A 20,608-nucleotide genomic window follows, 5' to 3' on the forward strand; every position below is an offset into this window, starting at 1 on the left:
CGCTAGATTCGCGTCATGACCAAGCCAACCGTCCACGCCCCCGACTCGCCCACCGACAACCGCCTGGTCGTGGCGATTTCATCGCGCGCGCTGTTCGATCTGGGTGACAGTCATGCGCTGTTCGAGCGCGAAGGGCTGGACGCCTACCGCTCGTTCCAGATCGAACACGAAAACGAGATTTTGAAGCCCGGCGTGGCGTTTCCGCTGGTGCAGAAGCTGCTGGGCCTCAACAAGCTGGCCGGCGACGTCCCGCCGGTCGAGGTGATCCTGCTGTCGCGCAACTCCGGCGACACCGGCTTGCGCATCTTCAACGCGATCCAGCACTACGGCCTGGAAATCAGCCGCGCCGCATTCACCAGCGGCGCGCCGACCTCCGACTACATCGCGCCGTTCAAGGCCGACCTGTTTCTTTCAGCCAATGCGGAAGATGTCGGACGCGCGCTGGCCGCCGGCGTGGCTTCGGCGACCATCCTGCCCAGCACCGCGGCGCCGCGCGCCAGCGAGCAGCTGCGCATCGCCTTCGACGGCGACGCCGTGATCTTCGGCGACGAAGGCGAACGCGTATCGCGCGAGGAAGGCCTCGAAGCTTTCCATCGCAGCGAAAGCGAGCACGCCTCCGAACCTCTGTCGGTCGGACCGTTTCGCGGCTTCCTCACCGCGTTGCATCGCCTGCAGGCGGCGTTCCCGGCCGAGAACTCGCCGATCCGCACCGCGCTGGTCACCGCGCGTTCCGCACCCGCGCACAAGCGCGTGATCCTCACTTTGCGCAAGTGGGGCGTGCGCATCGACGAGGCGCTGTTCCTCGGCGGCCGCGACAAGGGCCCGTTCCTCGATGCGTTCGGCGCCGACATCTTTTTCGACGACTCACCGGCAAACGTGGAGTCCGCGCGCAAGCACGTGGCTACCGGCCACGTGCCGCATGGTGTGAGCAACCGGTGACACTCGGCCAAGGAGACGTTGCTCGAATGTCCGCCGTGCGTCAGCGCACTTCGACCCTTACGTCGGCACGCACGCTCTGGCCCGCGCCGCATGCAAACGCGGGCGCGATTCCGAGCACTGAGCGCGTGGGGATGAGGGCGCCGGTGACCAAGGTGGGCGGGCTCAGCACATCGAGCCGGTAACGTTGCCCACTGGCGTCCACGGGTAGATCGGCGAAAGCGAACGCGGCATTCGCATCGGTCGCCTCGTAGGCGGTCTGTCGCGTTTGCCGGTCGATCAGGCGGATCACTGCCGTGGGCAGCGGATGTCCGGTGTAGTCGTAAGCGGTGCCGCTGATGCGGCAGGTGTCGGATGCCGCTCGCGCATCGAGCGCCAGGGTCGCGAGCAGGGCGATGAGAATCAGGCGGGACATGGTGGTACCTCCGACTGCGAGGAATGCATCCTTGCGTGGCGGGTTCCGGGTTCCATTTTAGCGCTTTCAATGCCGGCGAATACGATCGATCAGCGCCCTCCGCGAAGCGGTTCGCTCTTGCGTGGAACGGGCCCCAGGCCGCCTTGGCGCGCAAGTATTTGCGTGGGCCGGCGACGCCAGCACAGGTCGGCGGGACTCAGGCGTGGAAAAGCCGGCTGTCCGCCGGAGCTTGTTCGCGTTCGTGCATGCCGTAGTCGCGGCTCACGCTGGCCACGCGCAACCGGTAATCCTCGAAGACGGCGGCGCGGCCGCGGGCCTGGGCGATACGGTGCCATTCCATGTTCCGCCAGTGCGCCACCGCATCTTCGTCGCGCCAGAACGACAGCGAGAGGATTTTCCCGGGCGTCGTCAGGCTCTCGAAGCGTTCGATCGAAACGAAGCCATCGATGCCATCCAGCAACGGGCGCAGCTGAACGGCGATGTCGAGGTATTCCTGGCGGTGCCCGCCGGCCGGGGTGAGTTCGAAGATCACGGCGATCATCGCTGCTGCGCCTCGGCCGCCAGGATGAAGGCGTCTACACCCCGATACAGCGAATGGCGGTTCCGCTCCAGGTGCATCACGTGAGTGCCGTGGTCGATGCGCATGCGCCACCTCAGCGGGCTGCTGCTGAACTTCGCCAGCAGAGTGGCCGCTCCGTCATCGTCCGTCACGCGGTCGTAATCGCCGTACACCACGAAGACCGGTACCTTGATGGATGCCGGGTCGTAGGGATAGGCGCCGGTAGCTGTCACCCGGTCGATATCCGCTGCGGGGCCGGCGGGAATGCGCAGTTCGCCCGGCTCGTCTCCCTCGACGTGGGGCACCGAAGCATCGAAGGCAGCAGCCCATCGCTGCGCCATGGCCGGCTCCAGCAGCGTCATGCCTGCGGGCAGGACGCCTTTGAAACGCAATTGCTGGTAGCGCGTTTCGGCGGTGATGGTCCACCAGGCGCCGGGAACGGCCTCGGCCGATGCACCCGGTTTCGCCACGACGGGGCCGAACAAGGTGAGCGAAGCCAGGGCGCCGGGATGTTCTGCGGCGAAAGTGGCCGCCGGAATGGTGCCCCAGGAATGGGCGACCAGGTGGACGTGGCTCATCCCGCGGGTCTGCCGAAGGTAGTCGACGGCCACGGCGATTTCCTGCGCGGCCTCGGTCGCACGGGTTACCGGGGCGGCGCCTTCGGCAGGCCGGCCCATCGCCGCGGGGCGGCTGGACGCGCCGAAGCCCAGGAAGTCCAGGCCGCAGGCGAGAAAACCCTGTTGCGCCATGTGGCTCATCCAGGAGTCTCCGGGCGCGAATTCGAACCCGAACGCCAGCATGGTCGGGAAGCTGGCGCCGTGTACGAACAGCACGCTGCGGCCGTTGGCGTGCTCCGGCGCGATGCAGTGCAGGGCGAGCCGCTGCCCGGGAGCATGCGGGACGGGCAGGTCGATGGTGTTCGCGGAAAGCACGGAAATCAGCCCGAGTGCCAGTAGTCCCGACATGTTTGTGGCTCGTGTGGGTGGGGCTGCCATCATGGCTAGAGCACGGCAAGGAACGTTTTGGCGACCAGCGAAACATGCCAGTCGTCGTTCGTGCCTGCACCGCGCGACGGGCTTAATGCAGGCCGAGCCAACCTTCGAATCCGGTGAACATCGCCGCCGCGACCAGCAGGGCGCCCACGCAGCGCGTCGCCATCATCCCGGCGGCGGGCTTGCCATGCAGCCATCGCCGCGCGCGATCGGCCATCAACGCCACGCCGCCATAAACGCACAACTGGTTGAGCGCGATGATCAGCCACATGACCAGCGCCTGCAGCCAGATCAGGCCGTAGTCCGGGCGCAGGAACTGCGGGAAGATCGCCAGCATGAACAGGTAGGCCTTGGGGTTGAGCAGGCTGGTCAGCATGCCCTGGCGGAAGGTCGCCGCACGCGAGCGCGGCCTGCTGTCGGGGTGCAGGCCGAACGAGGATTCGCTGCGCATCAGCGACATGCCGATCCAGCCGATATACAGCGCACCGGCCAGCAGCAGGGCGTTGAAGGCGCCGGGGATCAGCTTGATCAGCACACTGATGCCCAGTGCCGTCATCAGCACGTGGCAGATCCCGCCCGCGATGATGCCGGCTACGGCAGCGAAGCCGCGGCTGCGTCCGCCGGTCAGTGCGCTGCCCATGACGAAGGCCATGTCCAGGCCCGGCAGCACGATGATGCCGAAGACCAGGACGAAGAACAGCCACAACTGCCCGTAATGGGTCATGGCGACGCTCCGGCGGTCGCGTCGGGCAGCCAGCGCAGGCGCGAACGCCGGGTCGGGTCCATCACCAGGCGTTCGGGCGCGCCACGCAGCAGACCGGAGTCCGCCAGCGATTTTTCCGCCGAGGTCAGCAGCGGCGCCAGCCGCCCGTCCAGCGTGGCATTGTCCCTGACCACACCGAGCCAGACCAGGAACGGGCCGTCCGTGCGTATCGGCAGCTGCGGAAAGTTGTTCGGCACATCCAGCGTCACCAGCACGCCGGCCGGGTGCACGCCTTCGATGCGGTAGGCGGAAAAGGTGGCCTCCGCCCGACGCGCAAATGCGTCCTCGCTGCCTTTCTTTACCGCGAAAATCTGCGCCACCACGATGCCTTGTGCACCGTGTTCCTCGGTCACCGGATCGACCGCCGGTAGCACCATGACGCCCTGCTCGGCGCGCAGCGGACGCAGCAGCATCACGTTGTCGCTGTCCGGCAGGATCGCGTTAACCTTGACCCGATGCTCCTTCCACACCGGCCCGTAGTAGAACGCCGCGTTGACGACGGGGCGCGCACTGATGTCGTGGAAGCCGCGCAGCCAGGTGAAGCTATCAGGATGGCCGCGTTCCGTGAATTGCCCGAACACCATCGCACCCAGTTGCTCGAAGGTCTCGGGAAAATACGTATCGAAATACTTGACGAAGTGCGCCCGCTCGCCGTCCTTGGTGACGTAGCGGCGAAATTCGATGACCTGGTAGTCCTGCAGGTGCTGCACGCTTTCCATGGTGGTGGTTCCGTTGGTGGGTTTGCCGTGTGCCGAAATCGCGGCGCCGAATGCGCCGAGCAGGACGACGCCGCGCAGCAATCGTTCGAAAGGTTTCACGAGAGATCCCTGGTTTGTCGAAGAGTGTGCCGGCACGTTAAAGCCCATACAGGTCAAATTTCGCCCTGATTGGCCGATACAATCGCCGCCATGGCCCAGCCCACCACGCGCGTACTGGCTGTACTCGAACTGCTGCAAAGCCACGGCCGGATGAGCGGCCCGGAGCTGGCGCGGCGGGTCGGCGTCGACGTGCGCACGCTGCGGCGCTACATCGTGATGCTGGAGGATCTCGGCATTCCGCTGACCGCCGAGCGCGGCCGCCACGGTGCCTACATGCTGGTCGCCGGATTCAAGCTGCCGCCGATGATGTTCACCAACGATGAGGCGGTGGCGCTGTCGGTGGGCATGGTGGCCGCGCGCGGTCTGGGTCTGGCCGAGGCCGCACCGGCGGTGGAGAGCGCGCAGGCCAAGCTCGCCCGCGTGATGCCGGACAGTTTGAAGCGACATGTACGTGCGATTGCCGATACGGTCAAGGTCGATCTGCTGCCATCCGCCAGCACGCCGGACAGCAATGCGGCGCTGATCGCGCTGACCGGTGCGGCGCAGGCAGAGCGGCGCGTGAACATGAGTTACGAATCGGCCCAGGGCGTGCGCACCGAGCGCGAGTTCGATCCATACGGGCTCGCGTACCGGGCCGGTGCGTGGTACGCGGTGGGGATGTGCCATCTGCGTCACGGCCTGCGCACATTCCGGCTGGATCGCATCGACGAGGTGATCCAGCTCGATCGGCCGTTCCGCAGGCCTGCCGGTTTCGACCCGCTGGATCAGCTGGTGCGCAGCATTGCGGCGATTCCGCATGCGAATGCGATCGAGGTTCTGCTGCACACGGATCTGCAGGGAGCGCGCCGCGCGTTTTCGCTGGCGTTCGGTTTGCTGGAGCCGGTCGACGGTGGTGTGCTTCTGCGCACCGGCGCGGACGACCTGGCCTGGTTTGCGCGCCAGCTCGCCGGCCTGCCGTTCGACTTCGAGATCCGCACGCCGGCGCATCTGCGCACCGAGCTCAGGATCTGCGCGGCGCGGCTGCACGCAATGACCGGGGATTGATCGCGCGGCGGCGGTCCGTCAGCTTCGTCCAGGCCGCAGTTCCGGCGCCATAGGCGACGACAGGTGACGTTCGCGTGAAATTGCGATGAGCTGAAAAAAATTGCCGAAAACGTCATGGACCCATATGCTCGGGCCCTCTCCGAGGGGAGTCGCGACAAGGCGTGTTGCGATCCGGAGAGGCACCCCGGTGAACATTGCGATCCGGTCGCGACAAGGACTGGCTCGTCGTATGTACACCCGGTTCGAGAAAGTCCAACGATCTTTCTGGAGGGGAATACATGTCATTGTCCAAAACCAACGGCCTCAGCCTCGCGCTGTGCGCCGCCATCGGCCTCGTTGCTGCCAGCAGCGTGAATGCCGCCGATACCACCGGGCCCGAGGTCACTCCGGCCGTACAGCACGATACGTTGCACTCGTTGCGCGGCGTGATGCCGCGACCGGATGACTTCGTCAAGAACTCGCATGCCCACCCGGCTCACCCGCTGCCGTTCATCGATGGTCCGGGCAACCAGACCGATGGTGCCGTGCAGGGCTTCGGTACCGGCAGCTTCGCCCCCTCGCTCGGCGCCGGCTTCGACGGCGTGGGCCAGGGCTTCAGCGGGCCGCAGGGCACGTTCACCGTCAACAGCGCCCCACCGGATACCAACGGTGCCGTCGGTGCGACCCAGTACGTGCAGATCGTCAACAGCGCATTCGCGGTGTTCGACAAGTCGACCAAGGCGGTGAGCTACGGTCCGGTGGCGACCAACACGCTGTGGTCCGGCTTCGGCGGCCCCTGCGAGGCCGACAATGATGGCGATGCCACCGTGGTGTACGACAAGGCGGCCGGCCGCTGGATCATCGCCCAGTTCGCGGTAACGGCGGCGCCGTACTACCAGTGCGTGGCGGTATCGGCGACCAGCGACGCCACCGGCGCCTACTACCGCTATGCCTTCCCGTACGGCAGCATCTTCCCGGACTACCCGAAGATGGGCGTCTGGCCGGATGCCTATTACGAAACGTTCAACATGTTCAACGGCAATACGTTCGCCGGCGCCAAGCTGTGCGCCTACGACCGCAATGCGATGTTGAGCGGCGCCGCGGCCACCCAGCAGTGCTTCCAGTTGTCGTCGAGCTACGGCGGCGTGCTGCCGGCGGATCTCGACGGTGCCACCGCGCCGCCGGCCGGCTCGCCGAACTATCTGATGAACTTCGGCAGCAGTTCGCTGAACCTGTGGAAGTTCCATGTCGACTGGACCAATACAGCCAACACCACGCTGACAGGTCCGCTCAACATCCCGGTTGCCTCGTTCGCTGCAGCCTGCGGCGGCGGTACCTGCATCCCGCAGTCCGGCGTCAGCCAGAAGCTCGATTCGCTGGCCGACCGTCTGATGTTCCGTCTGGCCTATCGCAACTTCACCGACCATGAATCGCTGGTAGTCACCCATTCGGTGAAGGTCGGCACCACGCACAAGAACCCGTACACCGGCGTGCGCTGGTACGAGATCCGCAGCCCTCGCGGCACGCCGGTGGTCTACCAGCAGTCCACCTTCACGCCGGACACCAGCTATCGCTGGATGGGGTCGGTGGCGATGGACAAGCTGGGCGACATGGCGCTCGGCTACAGCGTATCCAGCAGCGCGCTCCATCCCGCGATCCGTTACACCGGTCGTCTGGCGACCGACGCGCTGAGTACGATGCAGTCCGAGAGCAGCATCATCGAGGGACTCGGTTCGCAGAGCGGCAACAACCTGTCGCGTTGGGGCGATTACAGCGCGATGACCGTCGACCCCGTCGACGACTGCACGTTCTGGTACACCAGCGAGTATCTGAAGACCACCGGCTCGTTCAACTGGAACACCCGCATCGGGTCGTTCAAGTTCCCGGGCTGTCAGTAAGCGAGACGTGCCGTCCAGCCCATCGGGCTGGGCGGGCGCGACAAGAAACGTGGCCTCCTTCTGGTGGCCACGTTTCTTCAGCGGTGTTGGCGGAACTACGGTCTGGCGCATTCGAAGGCTTGTCGCGCGGACATGCAGTCACACCATTCGCACGCGCTTCCACCAACGAGTGACCTTCTCCTCGCGCACGAAGGTGAACAGCCCGGCGCCCAGAATGATCGCGATACCCACGGCCATCGGCCAGTCCAGCTCGTCGTGGAACAGCACGTAGCCGAGCAGTACCGCCCACAGCATCTGGCTGTACTGGGTGGGCGCGACGTGGTTGGCGGGGGTTATCTGTGTGGCCAGCATCAATAGCACCGCGGCGAGCGCCGCGAGTAGGCCGTAGCCGAGCAGGAGTCCCATTTGCGCAAGGCCGGGCCAGCGAAAATCCGCCAGCATCAGCACGCCGGTGAGCAGTATCGGGCCGATCACGCCGGCGCTATACAGCGTGATGCGTTTTTCATGCGGACCGGCCACGCGCAGGGCGATCATCGAGACAGCGCCGGCGAGCGCGCAGATAGCGCCGGCCAGATGGCCGATGCCGAGCGCGCGGAAACCCGGGCGCAACACCACCAGCACGCCGACGAAGCCGGCCACCACTGCTGACCAGCGACGCCAGCCGACGTGTTCCTTCAGCCATACGACCGACAGGATGGTCACGAAGATCGGCAGCAGAAAGATCAGCGCAAACGCCTCGGCCATCGGTAGGGCAGTGAACGCGATCACGGCGGCGATGCTGCCGACAGCGCCGGCAATGGCGCGTACCAGGTACAGACCCGGACGTTGCACCTTCAGCACCTCGCGCCAACGATCATTGCGACCTTTGATGAAGGGCAGTGCAGTCAGCCCCAGCGCGGCACCGAAGAACACGGCTTCGTAGGCGGGCAGCGAGCCCTTCAGCGACTTCACAAAAGCGTCGCTGAGCGCATACGCGGCAAACGCCATGAAGCCGAGCAGGACACCTGTGACAGCGGGATTGGCGGCTTTCGGATTCACGATTTTCTGTGCAAGGAGAATGTCTGTATCGGTTCGCAGCCGCAGGTTTCGCGGGGCGCGACGGTAAGCAACCGATCCAGTCATGGTCACACACCCTCACGACGACGTATATCCAAGCCGGCAACGTCGATAGCGTCTTGACCTCGAAGACCCATTCGGGAATGAGCGGTGCGCCGGCAATTCAGTGCCGCCGCAATGCGCATGACGACAGTCACCACTGCAAGACGAACCAGCATCAAGCGGGCTCGCCTTGCGGCTGACTCGTCAACTGGCGTTACAGGCAGTCTGCCAGCCCGTCATAGATGGATTTGCTGGTGCCGGGGAGCATGGCGCGCATGGGTTGCGGGCCGGATAGTGCCGTCAGCAGGTCATCGATCCGGGTGAACCGCGCAAGCGGACTGCGGCAGCGCCAGTGATGCGTGTCGACGAGAATGCGGCCGTCGCTTGGGCTGACCTCCTCATTGCTGGCCGCGAATATCCAGACGCAGCGACCAACGACTCCGGTGAGTTTCTCCACCGAACAGCGAAAACTCAGCGACTGGATATTGCTGTAGTCGCCTTCGCAGAACGTATCGCCGCAGATATCGTCGAAATTCTGCTTCAGCCGGCTGACCGCGGTGTACCAGGTTTCGATATCTGCATCGCGGGTGAGGTATGCGCCGACTTCGACGTATTCGCCGCCTGGGGGCGCGGCAGGTGTCGGGGGGGCGGATCGTGAACTGGCGATGCCGGATGCCATGAAAAATGACAGGGCAAGCGGAACTGAGGCGATAAGGCGCATGGGGATCTCCTTTGCAAGGGTTTCCTGAGGGCAGGGTGGTGTTTCGTCGGCCCACATGGTGCTGATGTTGCCGACACCCACTTTCTAGGCCGCTTCCCCTGTCGCGGGCAGCGGGGTAAGCCATCGTTTTGCGTCGGCATCCCCGTCGGTGACCGTCATCCCCGTCCCGGCTACAATTGACAGCCTTGCCCGACTACTACGGAACCCCGCATGGCTGCTCGCCTCGATCCGCTCGATCTGTACGATGTCCGCTCGCTGCTAACCGACGAGGAACGCATGGTGCAGGACACCGTCGGCCGCTTCGTCGACGAGCGCGTGCTGCCCATCATTGGCGACTGCTTCGATCAGGCCCGCTTTCCGAAGGAGCTGATTCCGGAGATCGCCGCGCTCGGCCTGCTCGGCGCAACCATTCCCGAGGAATACGGCGGCGCCGGCATGAACGGCGTCAGCTATGGCCTGATCTGCCAGGAGCTGGAGCGCGGCGATTCCGGCCTGCGCAGCTTCGCCTCGGTGCAGAGTTCGTTGTGCATGTATCCGATCTTCGCCTACGGCAGCGAGGAGCAGAAGCGCCAGTATCTGCCGCGGATGTCGGCCGGCGAAGTGATCGGCTGCTTCGGCCTGACCGAGCCGCACGGCGGCTCCGATCCGGCCAACATGAAGACGCACGCGAAAAAGGACGGCGGCGACTGGATCATCAACGGCGCCAAGATGTGGATCACCAACGGCAACCTCGCGCATATCGCCATCGTATGGGCGCAGACCGAGGACGGCATCCAGGGCTTCGTCGTGCCCACCGACACGGCCGGTTTCAAGGCGCAGGAAATCCACAAGAAGATGAGCTTGCGCGCCTCGGTCACCTCGGCGCTGTTCTTCGACAACGTGCGCGTGCCCGACAGTGCGCGGCTGCCGAACGTGAAGGGCTTGAAGGGGCCGCTGGGTTGCCTCACCCAGGCCCGCTACGGCATCACCTGGGGCCCGATCGGTGCCGCCCAGGCCTGCCTCAAGGAGGTGCTCGATTACACCAGTGAGCGCATCCTGTTCAACCGCCCACTGGCTTCCAATCAGGCGGTGCAGCTGAAGCTGGCCGACATGGCGCGCCGCATCACCACCGCGCAGTTGCTGTCGTTGCAACTCGGTCGCCTGAAGGACGCCGGCAAGATGCAGCCCACCCAAGTGTCGCTGGCCAAGTGGAACAACTGCCGCATGGCGATCGACATCGCTCGCCAGTGCCGCGACATCCTGGGCGGCGCCGGCATCACCACCGAACACGGTGCGATCCGTCACGCGCTGAACCTGGAATCGGTGATCACCTATGAAGGCACCGAGACCGTGCACGAGCTGGTGGTCGGTCGCGAGCTGACCGGCATCAACGCATTCTGAAACGGGCGGATGCACATGGATTTCGATTCGCTGCGCATCGAAACCGAGCGGCTGATCCTGCGTCCGCCCCGGACGGAGGACTTCGACGCCTATGCGGCCAACATGGCCGATGCCGAGGCGGCGAAGTTCATCGGCGGCCAGCAGTCGCGGGCCGTTGCCTGGCGCGGCTTCCTGACCCTGGCGGGTGCCTGGTCGATCCAGGGTTTTTCGATGTTCTCGGTGATCGAGAAGAGCAGCGGACAATGGATAGGCAGGCTGGGGCCATGGCATCCGGTCGACTGGCCCGGCACCGAGGTGGGCTGGGGGCTGGCGCGCGCCGCCTGGGGCAACGGCTATGCCCTGGAAGGCTGCGTCGCGGCGATCGACTGGGCGTTCGATCGGCTGAACTGGAGCGAGATGATCCATTCGATCCATCCGGAAAACCGCGCTTCGCAGATGCTGGCCAGGCGACTCGGCTCGACCTGCCGCGGTCCCGGCAAGCTGCCGGCGCCGTACGAGGATTCGCCCACCCAAGTCTGGGCACAGACGCGCGAGCAATGGCGCAGACGCCGCGCACAGCCATGAATGCATCCGTCGGCATCGACTCGGCCGGTGACGGCGGATTTGATTTTGTGGGAGCGGCTTCAGCCGCGATCGGGGCGAAGCCCGATGCCGAGGCAAGAGCGATCGCGACTGAAATCGCTCCCACAGAAAGGGCGACTCCACCGATGCAACGTCTCTGTAGGAGCCCGCTTGCGGGCGATGCTCTTGCTGTGACGGTCGCATAGGAATAATCAAAGCAAAAGCATCGCCCGCAAGCGGGCTCCTACGAAAACCCCTCACTCATTGCCGATAACCATCATGTCCATGCCGTTTGCCATCAGCGCCCGCCACAAGGGTTTCAATCGCGCCGAGATCGTCGATCAGAATTTCATCGAGTTCGTGCAGTTGTGGCAAGGTGACGTGCGCGCTGCGCCGCGCGACGGCGAAGCGGTATGGCCGGGCAGTGCGCTCGATGCGCGCGGTTTCCGCGAGCTGCTCGAATCGCAGCTGATCTCGCGCCACCTCGACCTGATGGCGCGCGTGCTGCGCGTGCAGAACAAGGTGTTCTACACGATCGGCTCGTCCGGCCATGAAGGCAACGCGATGGTCGCGCGGCTGACCCGGCATACCGATCCGGCGTTCCTGCATTACCGTTCGGGCGGCTTCATGGCCGAGCGTTTCCGCAAATTGCCGGGCATGGACCCGGTCACGGATTCGGCGTTGAGCTTCGCCGCCAGCAAGGACGATCCGGCCTCCGGCGGCCGTCACAAGGTGTGGGGCAGCAAGCCGTTGTGGGTGTTGCCGCAGACGTCCACGATCGCTTCGCACCTGCCCAAGGCGCTGGGCACGGCGGTGGCGATCGAACAGGCGCGCCGCATCGGCCACCAGCTGCCGATTCCCGACGACAGCATCACGGTCTGCTCGTTCGGCGATGCCTCCAGCAACCACGCCACCGCGCAGACCGCGTTCAACGCGGCGGCATGGACGGCGTACCAGAAGCTGCCCGCGCCGGTGCTGTTCGTGTGCGAGGACAACGGCATCGGCATTTCGGTGAAGACGCCCGCCGGCTGGGTCGCCAGCAACTTCCAGCATCGTTCCAACCTCGATTATTTCTTCGCCGACGGACTCGATCTGGTCGAAGGCTACGCGCAGGTGCAGCGTGCGGTGGAACATTGCCGCAGCACGCGCCGGCCGACTTTCCTGCATCTGAAGACGACCCGCGTGATGGGGCATGCCGGCACCGATTTCGAGATCGAATGGCGCAGCGTCGAGGAGCTGTTCGCGGTCGAGGCGGCCGATCCGCTGCTGCGCTCGGCCGGCATCGCGCTGGCGTCCGGTCTGTACTCGAAGGACGCACTGCTGAATCTTTACGAAGCCACCCGCAAGCGCTGCTTCGCCGCCGCCGAGGATGCGGATTCGCGGCCCCGGCTGACCTCGCTCGCCGACGTGATGAAGCCGCTGGCGCCCTTTACACCGGCTGCTGTACAGGCGGAAGCCACGCGCTGCGACTACGCCGCGAAGCGTCTCGCCGTATTCGGCGGCGAGGACAAGCTGCCGGAGAAGCTGCCGCCGCGGCACCTGGCGATCCAGATCGGCCAGGCCTTGCACGACCTGCTGGCGAAGTACCCGCAGGCGCTGCTGTTCGGCGAGGACGTGGCGCAGAAGGGCGGCGTGTATACCGTCACCAAGGGCCTCAACAAGATCTTCAAGGGCAGCCGCGTGTTCAACACGCTGCTGGACGAGACGATGATCCTCGGCCTGGCCCAGGGCTACGCCAACATGGGCATGCTGCCGATGCCGGAGATCCAGTACCTGGCATATTTCCACAACGCCTGCGACCAGATCCGCGGCGAGGCGGCGTCGCTGCAGTTCTTCTCCAATGACCAGTACCGCAATCCGATGGTGATGCGCGTCGCTTCGCTCGGCTACCAGAAGGGTTTCGGCGGTCACTTCCACAACGACAATTCGATCACCGCGCTGCGCGACATTCCCGGCCTGGTCGTCGGTTGCGCCAGCCGCGGCGACGATGCGGCGACGATGCTGCGCACGATGATGGCGCTGGCCAGGGTCGACGGCCGCGTCTGCGCGTTCCTCGAACCCATCGCCTTGTACATGACCAAGGATCTGTACGAAGCCGGCGACGGCCTGTGGCAGTACGACTATCCGGCGCCGGATCAGGCGATGACTCTGGGCGAGGGGCGGATCTACAACGCGGCGGCGAACGACCTGGCGATCTTCACCTTCGGCAACGGTGTCACCATGGCCTTGCGCGCGGCGCGCACGATCGAGCAGGAACTGGGTTGGCAGGTGCGCGTGGTCGACCTGCGCTGGCTGGCGCCGCTCAACGATCCCTTCATCGCGGCGCAGGCAACGACCGCCAAACACATCCTGGTGCTGGACGAAGGGCGCAAGAGCGCGGGCGTGGGCGAAGGCGTGATCACCGCCATCGTCGAAGGCGGCTGCGGCGCCACGCCGATGCGGCGCGTGGTCGGCGCCGACACGTTCACGCCGCTGGCCGGTGCGGCCTTGCTGGTATTGCCGGGTGAAGCCGACGTGGTGGCTGCGGCGAGGGAGCTGGCGAAGCGCTGAGTCCCTATTCGCGCTTTTTCACGATGTGCAGCCGTGGCCCGATAGGCGCGCTCGGCGGCACGGTTTCGGCGTACAGGCAAACCCGGTTGCGGCCGTTGAGCTTTGCCTCGTACATGGCCTGGTCGGCGCGCTCGACCAGCGACTCCACATCGTCGCCGTCCTGGCAGGCGGCGACGCCGATGCTGACGCTGAGCAGCATCGATTCGTCGCCGGCCGGAATCTCCAGCCGGTGTACGCGCCGGCACAGGCGGGTCGCCACTGGCATGGCCTGCTGCGGCGTGGTGCCATCGAGCAGGGCGACGAACTCCTCGCCGCCGTAACGGCCGAGCAGGTCGGACGGCCGCAACTCGGTGGCCAGGGCCTGCGCCACCGCGACCAGCGCGCGGTCGCCGGCGTTGTGGCCCTGGCGATCGTTCAGCAGCTTGAAATGATCCAGGTCGAGAAACAGCAACGTGATCGGCCGCGGCGTGCCGTTTGCCAGCAAGCTGCTGGCACGTTCGGTCCAGGCGCGGCGGTTGAGCACGTTGGTTAGTGCATCGTGATCGGCCAGCGCCTGCACGATGTCACGGTCGTGACGCAGCACCAGCGCACGATCGGCGAGGCCCAGCGACAGCACGATCGCCTCGAACGCGCCGCCAGCGAGGCTCGCGTCGTTGAGCCAGTCCAGCTGTGGCAGCGCGCCGTTGACCTGGGCGCTGGTCATCGCGGTCAGCAGCAGCAGCGGCGTCCAGCCGGCCAGAAAGAACCACGCCTGGCGCGAACCGCGCGCGGCGGCGACAATGGCGGCCACCAGCAGCAGCACCGCACCGATCATCAGCAGCGGGTTGAGCAGGATTTGCGCCACCTCTACCAGCAGTGCGATCTGGCTGCAGCGCATCAGCACCAGCTGGATCATGCCGACCGCCAGCGCCACGATCGGCACCCGCAGCAGCGGCGCGTAACGCTGCAGTTCGCAGAACCGCATCATGAACAACGAGGCAAACGCCACCGACAGCGCCACGGCCACCGGCCCAGCCAGCGGCGCCATGCCGGACAGCCAGCTCCATTCCAGCGGGTGGAACAGGAAGCCGGTCTGGATGCCCTGAATGAACATGTAGCAGAAGATGTAACCGGCGTACCACGCGTAGGTGACGTCGCGCAGCATCAACGCGAAGCACAGCGCCATCAGCACCATCGCCAGCATCACCGCGAAGCAGGCGCTGGCGAACACCAGCCATTGCGCATCCTGCTGCAGATATTCGTTCCAGGGCTGCAGTTGGAACCGCACCGGCGCACTCAGCCTGGGGGACGGTTCGAACCGGAGCAGGATCGGTGCCGATCCCGGCAAGGTGGCCGGCACCCGCCAGGCCAGCCGGCCGTGGCCGTGGGCCGCCACACTGAAATCATCCAGCGCCAGCGACTGCGTTTCGCCGTTGGCGATGACGGTGGCGGTACTCAACGGAGGCGGGTAGATCGTCAGCACCCGCTCGCCATTGTCCCAGGGCGGCTGTGATGCGATGACCACCCAGCTGCCGGCAATGCTGCGCGGAAACCGCTGCAACAGGGACGGGTCGAAACTCTTCAGCCGGCCTGCCCGGTATTCGGCCAGCACGGCTTGCGGGGTGTCATCGGCGCGGACTTCGCGCCAGGCGCCGTTCAGCGGAGTAGCCGCATGGGCCACACCCGGGCCCAGCCACAGCAGGCCGAGCACAAGACCGCACCATGACCGCCAGCGGCGGTCCGATCCCGGTAATGTGATCAGCTTCCTCATCTGCATCGCTCCGTTCTGTCAACCTCGGTCGAGATTGCAAATGAATGACGCGCACTTTTTGCTGGATCATCCGCATCCACGAACAGATGGCTTCATGCCTGCGCGGCATCGGGCCAGGGAGTCCGTGCAGGGTTGGATGGCAACTTCCAAACCTGCCCCATCTCTTGCAATCATGTCAAGCACGCGACGTGCCAGCGCCGACGCGCGCGGCGTCGAAGCCCCGGCGTTGCTCATTCGTGAAGCCGGTACTGCATCCTATGGCCGGTACTGCATCCGATGAATGTAGGTTCCTGCTCGCCCGGTGCGGCCGGGGTGGTTCAATCCGGACGCGGAAGGTCACTCGCGACGGCTCGCCCATGCCGGCCGGGCCCGGCCGACTCAGCCAGGCCGGCGGGCACCCAGCAGTATCAGCACTTCCTGCGCGCTGCGGATGCGTTCGGTCGCGCCGGGCAGGTCCAGCGTGATCTTCAGCTTGTCCTGGCCGTCGAGCTTGTAGACGCGCGGCAGCTGCTGGATCAGCTTGATGATCAGCATCGGGTCGACGTCGGGCGGATTTCCCTGGTAAGTCGCGCGGAACAGGATGCGGCCGCCGTTGGCGCCGAAGTCGAGTTTGCGGATGCCCAGCGGAGTGGCCATCAGTTTCAGGCCGGCCACGGCAAACAAGTGCTTGGCGCTGTCCGGAAGCAGGCCGAATCGGTCGATCATTTCCACCTGCAGGTCGCGCAGGTCGTCCTCGCTGCGCGCGCTGGCGATGCGCTTGTACAAGGTCAGACGCGCGTGCACGTCGGGAAGGTAGTCGTCGGGGATCAGCGCGGGTAGGTGCAGTTCGACTTCGGTCTCGTGTTCGGTGCTGAGGTCGAAATCCGGGATCTTGCCGGATTTCAGTGCGCGCACCGCGCGATCCAGCAGTTCGGTATAGAGGCCGAAACCGATCTCCTGGATCTGGCCGGACTGCTCGTCGCCCAGCAGCTCGCCCGCGCCGCGGATTTCCAGGTCGTGCGTGGCCAGGGTGAATCCGGCGCCGAGTTCTTCCAGTGAAGCGAGCGCTTCCAGGCGTTTCTGCGCATCGGCGGTGATCGACCTGCGATCGGGCACGACGAGATACGCATAGGCGCGGTGATGCGAGCGGCCCACGCGGCCGCGCAGCTGATGCAGCTGCGCCAGCCCGAAACGGTCGGCGCGGTTGATGATGATGGTGTTGGCGGTCGGGATGTCGATGCCAGTTTCGATGATGGTCGTGCACACCAGCACGTTGAAGCGCTGGCGGTGGAAATCCGCCATCACGCCTTCCAGCTCGCGCTCCGGCATCTGGCCGTGGGCGATGCGGATGCGCGCGCCGGGCACCAGTTCCTCCAGCTCGCGCACGGTGCGCTCGATGCTCTGCACCTCGTTGTGCAGGAAGTACACCTGGCCACCGCGCGACAGCTCGCGCTGCAAGGCTTCGCGGATCGTCGCCGGATCCCACGCCGAGATGAAGGTGCGCACGGCGGTGCGGTGCGCCGGCGGCGTGGCGATCAGCGACAGGTCGCGCAGGCCGGCCATCGCCATGTTCAACGTGCGCGGGATCGGCGTGGCGGTCATGGTCAGCAGGTCGACTTCGGCCCGCAGTTTCTTCAGCTGCTCCTTCTGACGCACGCCGAAGCGCTGCTCCTCGTCGACGATGACCAGGCCGAGGTTCTTGAACTTGATATCCGGCTGCAGCAGCTTGTGGGTGCCCACGATCACGTCGATCTGGCCGTCGGCGAGCCGCTTCAGCGCCTCGTTCACTTCCTTGGCCGACTTGAAGCGCGACAGCACGTCGACGCGCACCGGCCAGTCGGCGAAACGGTCGGCGAAATTGCGGTAATGCTGCTGGGCCAGCAAGGTGGTCGGTACCAGCACGGCGACCTGCTTGCCCGCGGTGGCGGTGGCAAACGCGGCGCGCAGCGCGACTTCGGTCTTGCCGAAGCCGACGTCACCGCAGATCACCCGGTCCATCGCCCGCGGTGCGGCCAGGTCGGCGAGCACGGCTTCGATCGCGGTTTCCTGGTCGGGTGTTTCCTCGAACGGGAAGGTGCTGCCGAACTCCTCCACCAATTGCCGATCGATCGGCATCGACTCGCCGCCGCGCGCCTGACGCTGTGCATAGATCGCCAGCAATTCGGCGGCGACGTCGCGCACTTTTTCGGCAGCTTTCTTGCGCGCACGTTCCCACGCATCGCCGCCGAGCGAATGCAGCGGCGCCAGTTCCGGCGCGGTGCCCGAGTAGCGGCCGACCAGGCCGAGCTGGGCCACCGGTACGTACAGCTTGTCGCCCTTGGCGTATTCGATGACGAGGAACTCGCCGTCCATGCCGCCCACGTCCATCGAGACCAGGCCCTGGTAGCGGCCCACGCCGTGATCGACATGCACGATAGGCGCACCGGGGGTGAGCTCGGTGAGATCGCGGATGATCGCTTCCGGGTCGCGTGCGGTGCCGCGACGACGCTTGCGGTCGCGTTCGCTGCGCACGCGCTCACCGTAGAGCTCGCGCTCGGTGAGCACGGTGATGGCAGGTTTGGTGAGTGCGAAGCCCTGTTCAAGGCCAGCGATGGTGATGGCGAAGCGTTGCGCATCCGCAGCGAGGAAGGCGGTCCAGCCGTCCACGTTGTCCGGTTTCATCCCGCCACCGGCCAGCGTTTCGATCAACGCCTCGCGTCGTCCCGCCGAATCTGCCGCAATCAGCACGCGCCCTGGATAGCTGGCGAGGAAATGCCGCAACGACGTACCCGGCTCCTCGCCCTTGCGGTTGAGCGGCAGTTCCGGCGCCGGCTGGGTACCGGCGGCGACCGCGTGCTCATGGCCGGCATCGACCACTTCCACGCGCAGCCGCTTGTTGAGCTGTTCGCGCAAATGTTCGGGCGGCAGGTACAGCTCGGCCGGCGGCAGCACCGGGCGTTCGATGTCGTGCGCGCGCTGGTCGTAGCGTTCGGCGGTCTGCGTCCAGAACTGGTCGGCTGCATCGCCGGCACCCTCGCCGAGCACGAACAGCGCGTTGTCGGCGAGGTAGTCGAACAAGGTGGCCGTTTGCCGGAAGAACAGCGGCAGGTAATACTCGATGCCGCCAGGCGTGACGCCTTCCTTCATGTCCTGATACAACGGGCAGCGGCGCACGTCGATCGGGAAGCGCTCGCGCAGGTTGCCGCGAAACTCTTTCGCCGCCTCGTCGGTGAGCGGGAACTCGCGTGCGGGCAGCAGCTCGATCTTCTCCACCTGCTGCTGCGAGCGCTGGGTTTCCGGATCGAAGCTGCGGATCGATTCCACTTCGTCGTCGAACAGCTCGATGCGGTACGGCTCGGCGGTGCCCATCGGAAAGATGTCGAGCAACGCGCCGCGCACCGCGAAGTCGCCCGGCTCGGCCACCTGCGGTACGTGGCGATAACCGGAGGCCTCGAGTCGGCGTTGTTCGGCGAGCAGATCCAGCTTCTGGCGCCTGGCCAGCACCAGGCCGGAGCCGGTGATGTGCGAGCGCGGTGCGATCCGCTGCATCAGCGTCGCCACCGGCACTACCAGAACGCCCCGTTTCACGCCGGGCAACTGGTACAGCGTGGCGATGCGTTGCGAGACGATTTCCGGATGCGGACTGAATACGTCGTAGGGCAGCGTTTCCCAGTCCGGGAAATGCAGTACGGGCAGGTTGCCGCCGAAGATATTCAGCTCGGCCTCCAGCGCCTGCGCACGCTGGGTATCGCGGGCCACCGCCACCAGCAGGCCATCGTGCGTGCGCGCTGCTTCCGCGATCAGCAGTGCCCGTGCGGAGCCGTGGGGCGGCGTCCAGTAACGGCGTTGCTTGGGGGTGGTCGGCAGGGGCGGGTGCTTGATCAGGCTGGGCATAGGGACGCGTGTTCAGGGCGCCGCCAATCGAGCCGCGCCGGGGAAAGCGGGCAAGTGTAACGCGGCAGCCCCGGCAGGCTGGGGCTGTAGCGTTACAAGCGGCGCGATCAGAGCTTCAGCGTGATCAGCGCGGTGCCCGGATCGTCCCGTATCGTCCGCTGGACGAAGCCCAGCTCGTGGCAAAAGTCCAGCATCGGCCGGTTCTCCTGCAGCACGTAGCCCCACAGTTCGGCCAGGCCGCGTCGGCGGCAGTCTTCGACCAGCCGCTGCATCAGCAGTGCGCCGAGGCCGAGGCGGCACCAGTCATGTTCCACCAATACCGAAAACTCGGCCGCGTCGGCAGCCTCGTCGACATAGATCCGGCCTACACCGCGCATCTCCGCCGGCTGCACCGACTCATCCATCAGCACATAGGCGGTTTCGAATGCCGGGTCGATCCGGCACAGCCGCTGCGCCATCGGCGCGGGCAGTTCGGACATGGCGTGCAGGAAGCGACGGCGGATGTCTTCCGGCGACAGTCGGATGAAGCAGCGTTGCATGGCGGCCACGTCACCGGGCTCGATCGGGCGCAGCAGCAACTCGCGATCGTTCTGTGTACGCACTTGTTCGCCGTTGGCCGCCGGCGCCACGCGGGGGCGCGCAAAACGCTCGCTGCTGCGCGGCGGCAACGGGGCAAAGCGGGACGGGGCGTAGAAGTCGATGGCGGGAATCATGAAGACCTCCGTACTTTTGCGTATTGTGTGCAATGCAGCATCCATTTGCAATAACAAACTGTACGACGGGCTGCGGCATGATGTCCCTGCGGGTTTGAAACCATGTTGCAGCACGGGATGCTGTCAAGGGCAGACAGCCGTGACGGCATGCCAGACAATACGGGCCGAATCTTCCAGAGCGCGGCATGACCTGCAAACAAGCCAGCGGCCTCACCGCCGCCCAGTTGGAATCGCCGTGCCGCCGTTGGCACGGCGCGCACTCGGCTTCGAATCGATCGAGGACGCCGACATGGGCGGCGGTAAGCGCTGGGTCTGGCTGGCGCCGCCTGGTTCGACCGAAACCCGCCTGCTGCTGGCCAAGGCGAAGGGCGACGAGCAGGCCTCGCGCATCGGCAACCAGACCGGCGGCCGTGTATTCCTGCTGCTCCATACCGACGACTTCCAGCGCGACTGGGAGCGCTTGCGCGCCCACGGCGTGAACTTCCGCGAGCAACCGCGCCACGAGGCCTACGGCACGGTCGCCGTGTTCGAGGATCTGTACGGCAATGGTTGGGACTTGCTGGAATTGAAACGCTGACG

Annotated in this window: 17 protein-coding genes; 7 read left to right on the forward strand and 10 right to left on the reverse strand. The window is 65.7% G+C overall.

What is annotated here, in order from left to right; translation table 11 throughout:
* Positions 1-15: 15 nt before the first annotated feature.
* A complete protein-coding gene (locus ACFPPB_RS17720) occupies positions 16-939 on the forward strand; it encodes a 5'-nucleotidase (RefSeq protein ID WP_377329532.1) in 924 nt (307 codons plus the stop codon).
* Positions 940-979: 40 nt separating this feature from the next.
* On the opposite strand, the gene ACFPPB_RS17725 is transcribed toward ACFPPB_RS17720, so the two are convergent.
* From ACFPPB_RS17725 to ACFPPB_RS17745, 5 genes are all read right to left on the reverse strand, one after another.
* Positions 980-1,351, reverse strand: coding sequence for a hypothetical protein (locus ACFPPB_RS17725; protein ID WP_377329534.1), 372 nt, complete (start codon positions 1,349-1,351; stop codon positions 980-982).
* A gap of 196 nt (positions 1,352-1,547) precedes the next feature.
* Positions 1,548-1,892, reverse strand: a complete 345-nt coding sequence (locus tag ACFPPB_RS17730) for an antibiotic biosynthesis monooxygenase family protein (protein ID WP_377329536.1) — start codon at positions 1,890-1,892, stop codon at positions 1,548-1,550.
* Positions 1,889-2,875 (reverse strand): alpha/beta hydrolase, encoded by a 987-nt coding sequence (locus ACFPPB_RS17735; RefSeq protein ID WP_377329538.1) that lies wholly within the window; start codon positions 2,873-2,875, stop codon positions 1,889-1,891. Before ACFPPB_RS17735 ends, ACFPPB_RS17730 begins: the two co-directional genes overlap by 4 nt.
* A 112-nt stretch (positions 2,876-2,987) precedes the next feature.
* The gene (locus ACFPPB_RS17740) at positions 2,988-3,626 is read right to left on the reverse strand and encodes a LysE family translocator (protein ID WP_377329540.1); all 639 of its coding nucleotides are present in this window, start codon (positions 3,624-3,626) and stop codon (positions 2,988-2,990) included.
* Positions 3,623-4,483: an NIPSNAP family protein gene (locus ACFPPB_RS17745; RefSeq protein ID WP_377329542.1), complete on the reverse strand. Its 861-nt coding sequence runs from the start codon at positions 4,481-4,483 to the stop codon at positions 3,623-3,625. Before ACFPPB_RS17745 ends, ACFPPB_RS17740 begins: the two co-directional genes overlap by 4 nt.
* Positions 4,484-4,573: 90 nt before the next feature.
* Between ACFPPB_RS17745 and ACFPPB_RS17750 the strand changes: the two genes are divergently transcribed.
* Both ACFPPB_RS17750 and ACFPPB_RS17755 read left to right on the forward strand, forming a co-directional pair.
* Positions 4,574-5,527, forward strand: coding sequence for a helix-turn-helix transcriptional regulator (locus tag ACFPPB_RS17750; protein ID WP_377329544.1), 954 nt, complete (start codon positions 4,574-4,576; stop codon positions 5,525-5,527).
* Positions 5,528-5,805: 278 nt separating this feature from the next.
* Positions 5,806-7,404, forward strand: coding sequence for a hypothetical protein (locus tag ACFPPB_RS17755; RefSeq protein WP_377329546.1), 1,599 nt, complete (start codon positions 5,806-5,808; stop codon positions 7,402-7,404).
* A gap of 138 nt (positions 7,405-7,542) precedes the next feature.
* Here ACFPPB_RS17755 and ACFPPB_RS17760 read toward each other — a convergent pair whose 3' ends face one another.
* Both ACFPPB_RS17760 and ACFPPB_RS17765 read right to left on the reverse strand, forming a co-directional pair.
* A complete protein-coding gene (locus tag ACFPPB_RS17760) occupies positions 7,543-8,442 on the reverse strand; it encodes a DMT family transporter (RefSeq protein ID WP_377329548.1) in 900 nt (299 codons plus the stop codon).
* 274 nt (positions 8,443-8,716) lie between these two features.
* Positions 8,717-9,304, reverse strand: a complete 588-nt coding sequence (locus tag ACFPPB_RS17765) for a hypothetical protein (protein ID WP_377329550.1) — start codon at positions 9,302-9,304, stop codon at positions 8,717-8,719.
* 129 nt (positions 9,305-9,433) lie between these two features.
* Here ACFPPB_RS17765 and ACFPPB_RS17770 point away from each other — a divergent pair, with 129 nt between their 5' ends.
* The 3 genes from ACFPPB_RS17770 (at position 9,434) to ACFPPB_RS17780 (ending at position 13,714) form a co-directional block, all read left to right on the forward strand.
* On the forward strand, positions 9,434-10,603 hold the full coding sequence (locus ACFPPB_RS17770) for an acyl-CoA dehydrogenase family protein (RefSeq protein WP_377329552.1): 1,170 nt from the start codon (positions 9,434-9,436) through the stop codon (positions 10,601-10,603).
* Between the two features lie 15 nt (positions 10,604-10,618).
* Complete coding sequence (locus tag ACFPPB_RS17775; RefSeq protein WP_377329554.1) at positions 10,619-11,167, forward strand: GNAT family N-acetyltransferase; 549 nt, start codon at positions 10,619-10,621, stop codon at positions 11,165-11,167.
* A gap of 276 nt (positions 11,168-11,443) precedes the next feature.
* Positions 11,444-13,714, forward strand: a complete 2,271-nt coding sequence (locus ACFPPB_RS17780; protein ID WP_377329556.1) for a thiamine pyrophosphate-dependent enzyme — start codon at positions 11,444-11,446, stop codon at positions 13,712-13,714.
* A gap of 4 nt (positions 13,715-13,718) precedes the next feature.
* Here the strand turns inward: ACFPPB_RS17780 and ACFPPB_RS17785 are convergent, their stop codons facing one another.
* The 3 genes from ACFPPB_RS17785 to ACFPPB_RS17795 all read right to left on the reverse strand — a co-directional run bounded on the left by ACFPPB_RS17785 (position 13,719) and on the right by ACFPPB_RS17795 (position 20,029).
* Positions 13,719-15,464 carry a sensor domain-containing diguanylate cyclase gene (locus tag ACFPPB_RS17785; protein ID WP_377329558.1) on the reverse strand — a complete coding sequence of 582 codons (1,746 nt, stop codon included), beginning with the start codon at positions 15,462-15,464 and terminating at the stop codon, positions 13,719-13,721.
* A gap of 378 nt (positions 15,465-15,842) precedes the next feature.
* The gene (gene mfd, locus ACFPPB_RS17790) at positions 15,843-19,316 is read right to left on the reverse strand and encodes a transcription-repair coupling factor (protein ID WP_377329560.1); all 3,474 of its coding nucleotides are present in this window, start codon (positions 19,314-19,316) and stop codon (positions 15,843-15,845) included.
* 107 nt (positions 19,317-19,423) lie between these two features.
* A complete protein-coding gene (locus tag ACFPPB_RS17795; RefSeq protein ID WP_377329562.1) occupies positions 19,424-20,029 on the reverse strand; it encodes a GNAT family N-acetyltransferase in 606 nt (201 codons plus the stop codon).
* 235 nt (positions 20,030-20,264) lie between these two features.
* Between ACFPPB_RS17795 and ACFPPB_RS17800 the strand changes: the two genes are divergently transcribed.
* Positions 20,265-20,606 (forward strand): VOC family protein, encoded by a 342-nt coding sequence (locus ACFPPB_RS17800; protein ID WP_377329564.1) that lies wholly within the window; start codon positions 20,265-20,267, stop codon positions 20,604-20,606.
* The last annotated feature ends 2 nt before the right edge of the window (positions 20,607-20,608 follow it).

It is taken from the genome of Rhodanobacter terrae, from assembly GCF_042657005.1.
GTDB classification, from domain to species: domain Bacteria; phylum Pseudomonadota; class Gammaproteobacteria; order Xanthomonadales; family Rhodanobacteraceae; genus Rhodanobacter; species Rhodanobacter terrae.

What these genes read in the sequence shown, in the direction of transcription:
- ACFPPB_RS17720 (WP_377329532.1), top strand. Translation starts at nt 16, where the DNA reads ATGACCAAGCCAACCGTCCACGCCCCCGACTCGCCCACCGACAACCGC.
- ACFPPB_RS17775 (WP_377329554.1), top strand. Translation starts at nt 10,619, where the DNA reads ATGGATTTCGATTCGCTGCGCATCGAAACCGAGCGGCTGATCCTGCGT.
- ACFPPB_RS17770 (WP_377329552.1), top strand. Translation starts at nt 9,434, where the DNA reads ATGGCTGCTCGCCTCGATCCGCTCGATCTGTACGATGTCCGCTCGCTG.
- ACFPPB_RS17755 (WP_377329546.1), top strand. Translation starts at nt 5,806, where the DNA reads ATGTCATTGTCCAAAACCAACGGCCTCAGCCTCGCGCTGTGCGCCGCC.
- ACFPPB_RS17780 (WP_377329556.1), top strand. Translation starts at nt 11,444, where the DNA reads ATGTCCATGCCGTTTGCCATCAGCGCCCGCCACAAGGGTTTCAATCGC.
- ACFPPB_RS17750 (WP_377329544.1), top strand. Translation starts at nt 4,574, where the DNA reads ATGGCCCAGCCCACCACGCGCGTACTGGCTGTACTCGAACTGCTGCAA.
- ACFPPB_RS17730 (WP_377329536.1), bottom strand. Translation starts at nt 1,892, where the DNA reads ATGATCGCCGTGATCTTCGAACTCACCCCGGCCGGCGGGCACCGCCAG.
- ACFPPB_RS17740 (WP_377329540.1), bottom strand. Translation starts at nt 3,626, where the DNA reads ATGACCCATTACGGGCAGTTGTGGCTGTTCTTCGTCCTGGTCTTCGGC.
- ACFPPB_RS17725 (WP_377329534.1), bottom strand. Translation starts at nt 1,351, where the DNA reads ATGTCCCGCCTGATTCTCATCGCCCTGCTCGCGACCCTGGCGCTCGAT.
- ACFPPB_RS17785 (WP_377329558.1), bottom strand. Translation starts at nt 15,464, where the DNA reads ATGAGGAAGCTGATCACATTACCGGGATCGGACCGCCGCTGGCGGTCA.
- ACFPPB_RS17735 (WP_377329538.1), bottom strand. Translation starts at nt 2,875, where the DNA reads ATGTCGGGACTACTGGCACTCGGGCTGATTTCCGTGCTTTCCGCGAAC.
- ACFPPB_RS17795 (WP_377329562.1), bottom strand. Translation starts at nt 20,029, where the DNA reads ATGATTCCCGCCATCGACTTCTACGCCCCGTCCCGCTTTGCCCCGTTG.
- mfd (WP_377329560.1), bottom strand. Translation starts at nt 19,316, where the DNA reads ATGCCCAGCCTGATCAAGCACCCGCCCCTGCCGACCACCCCCAAGCAA.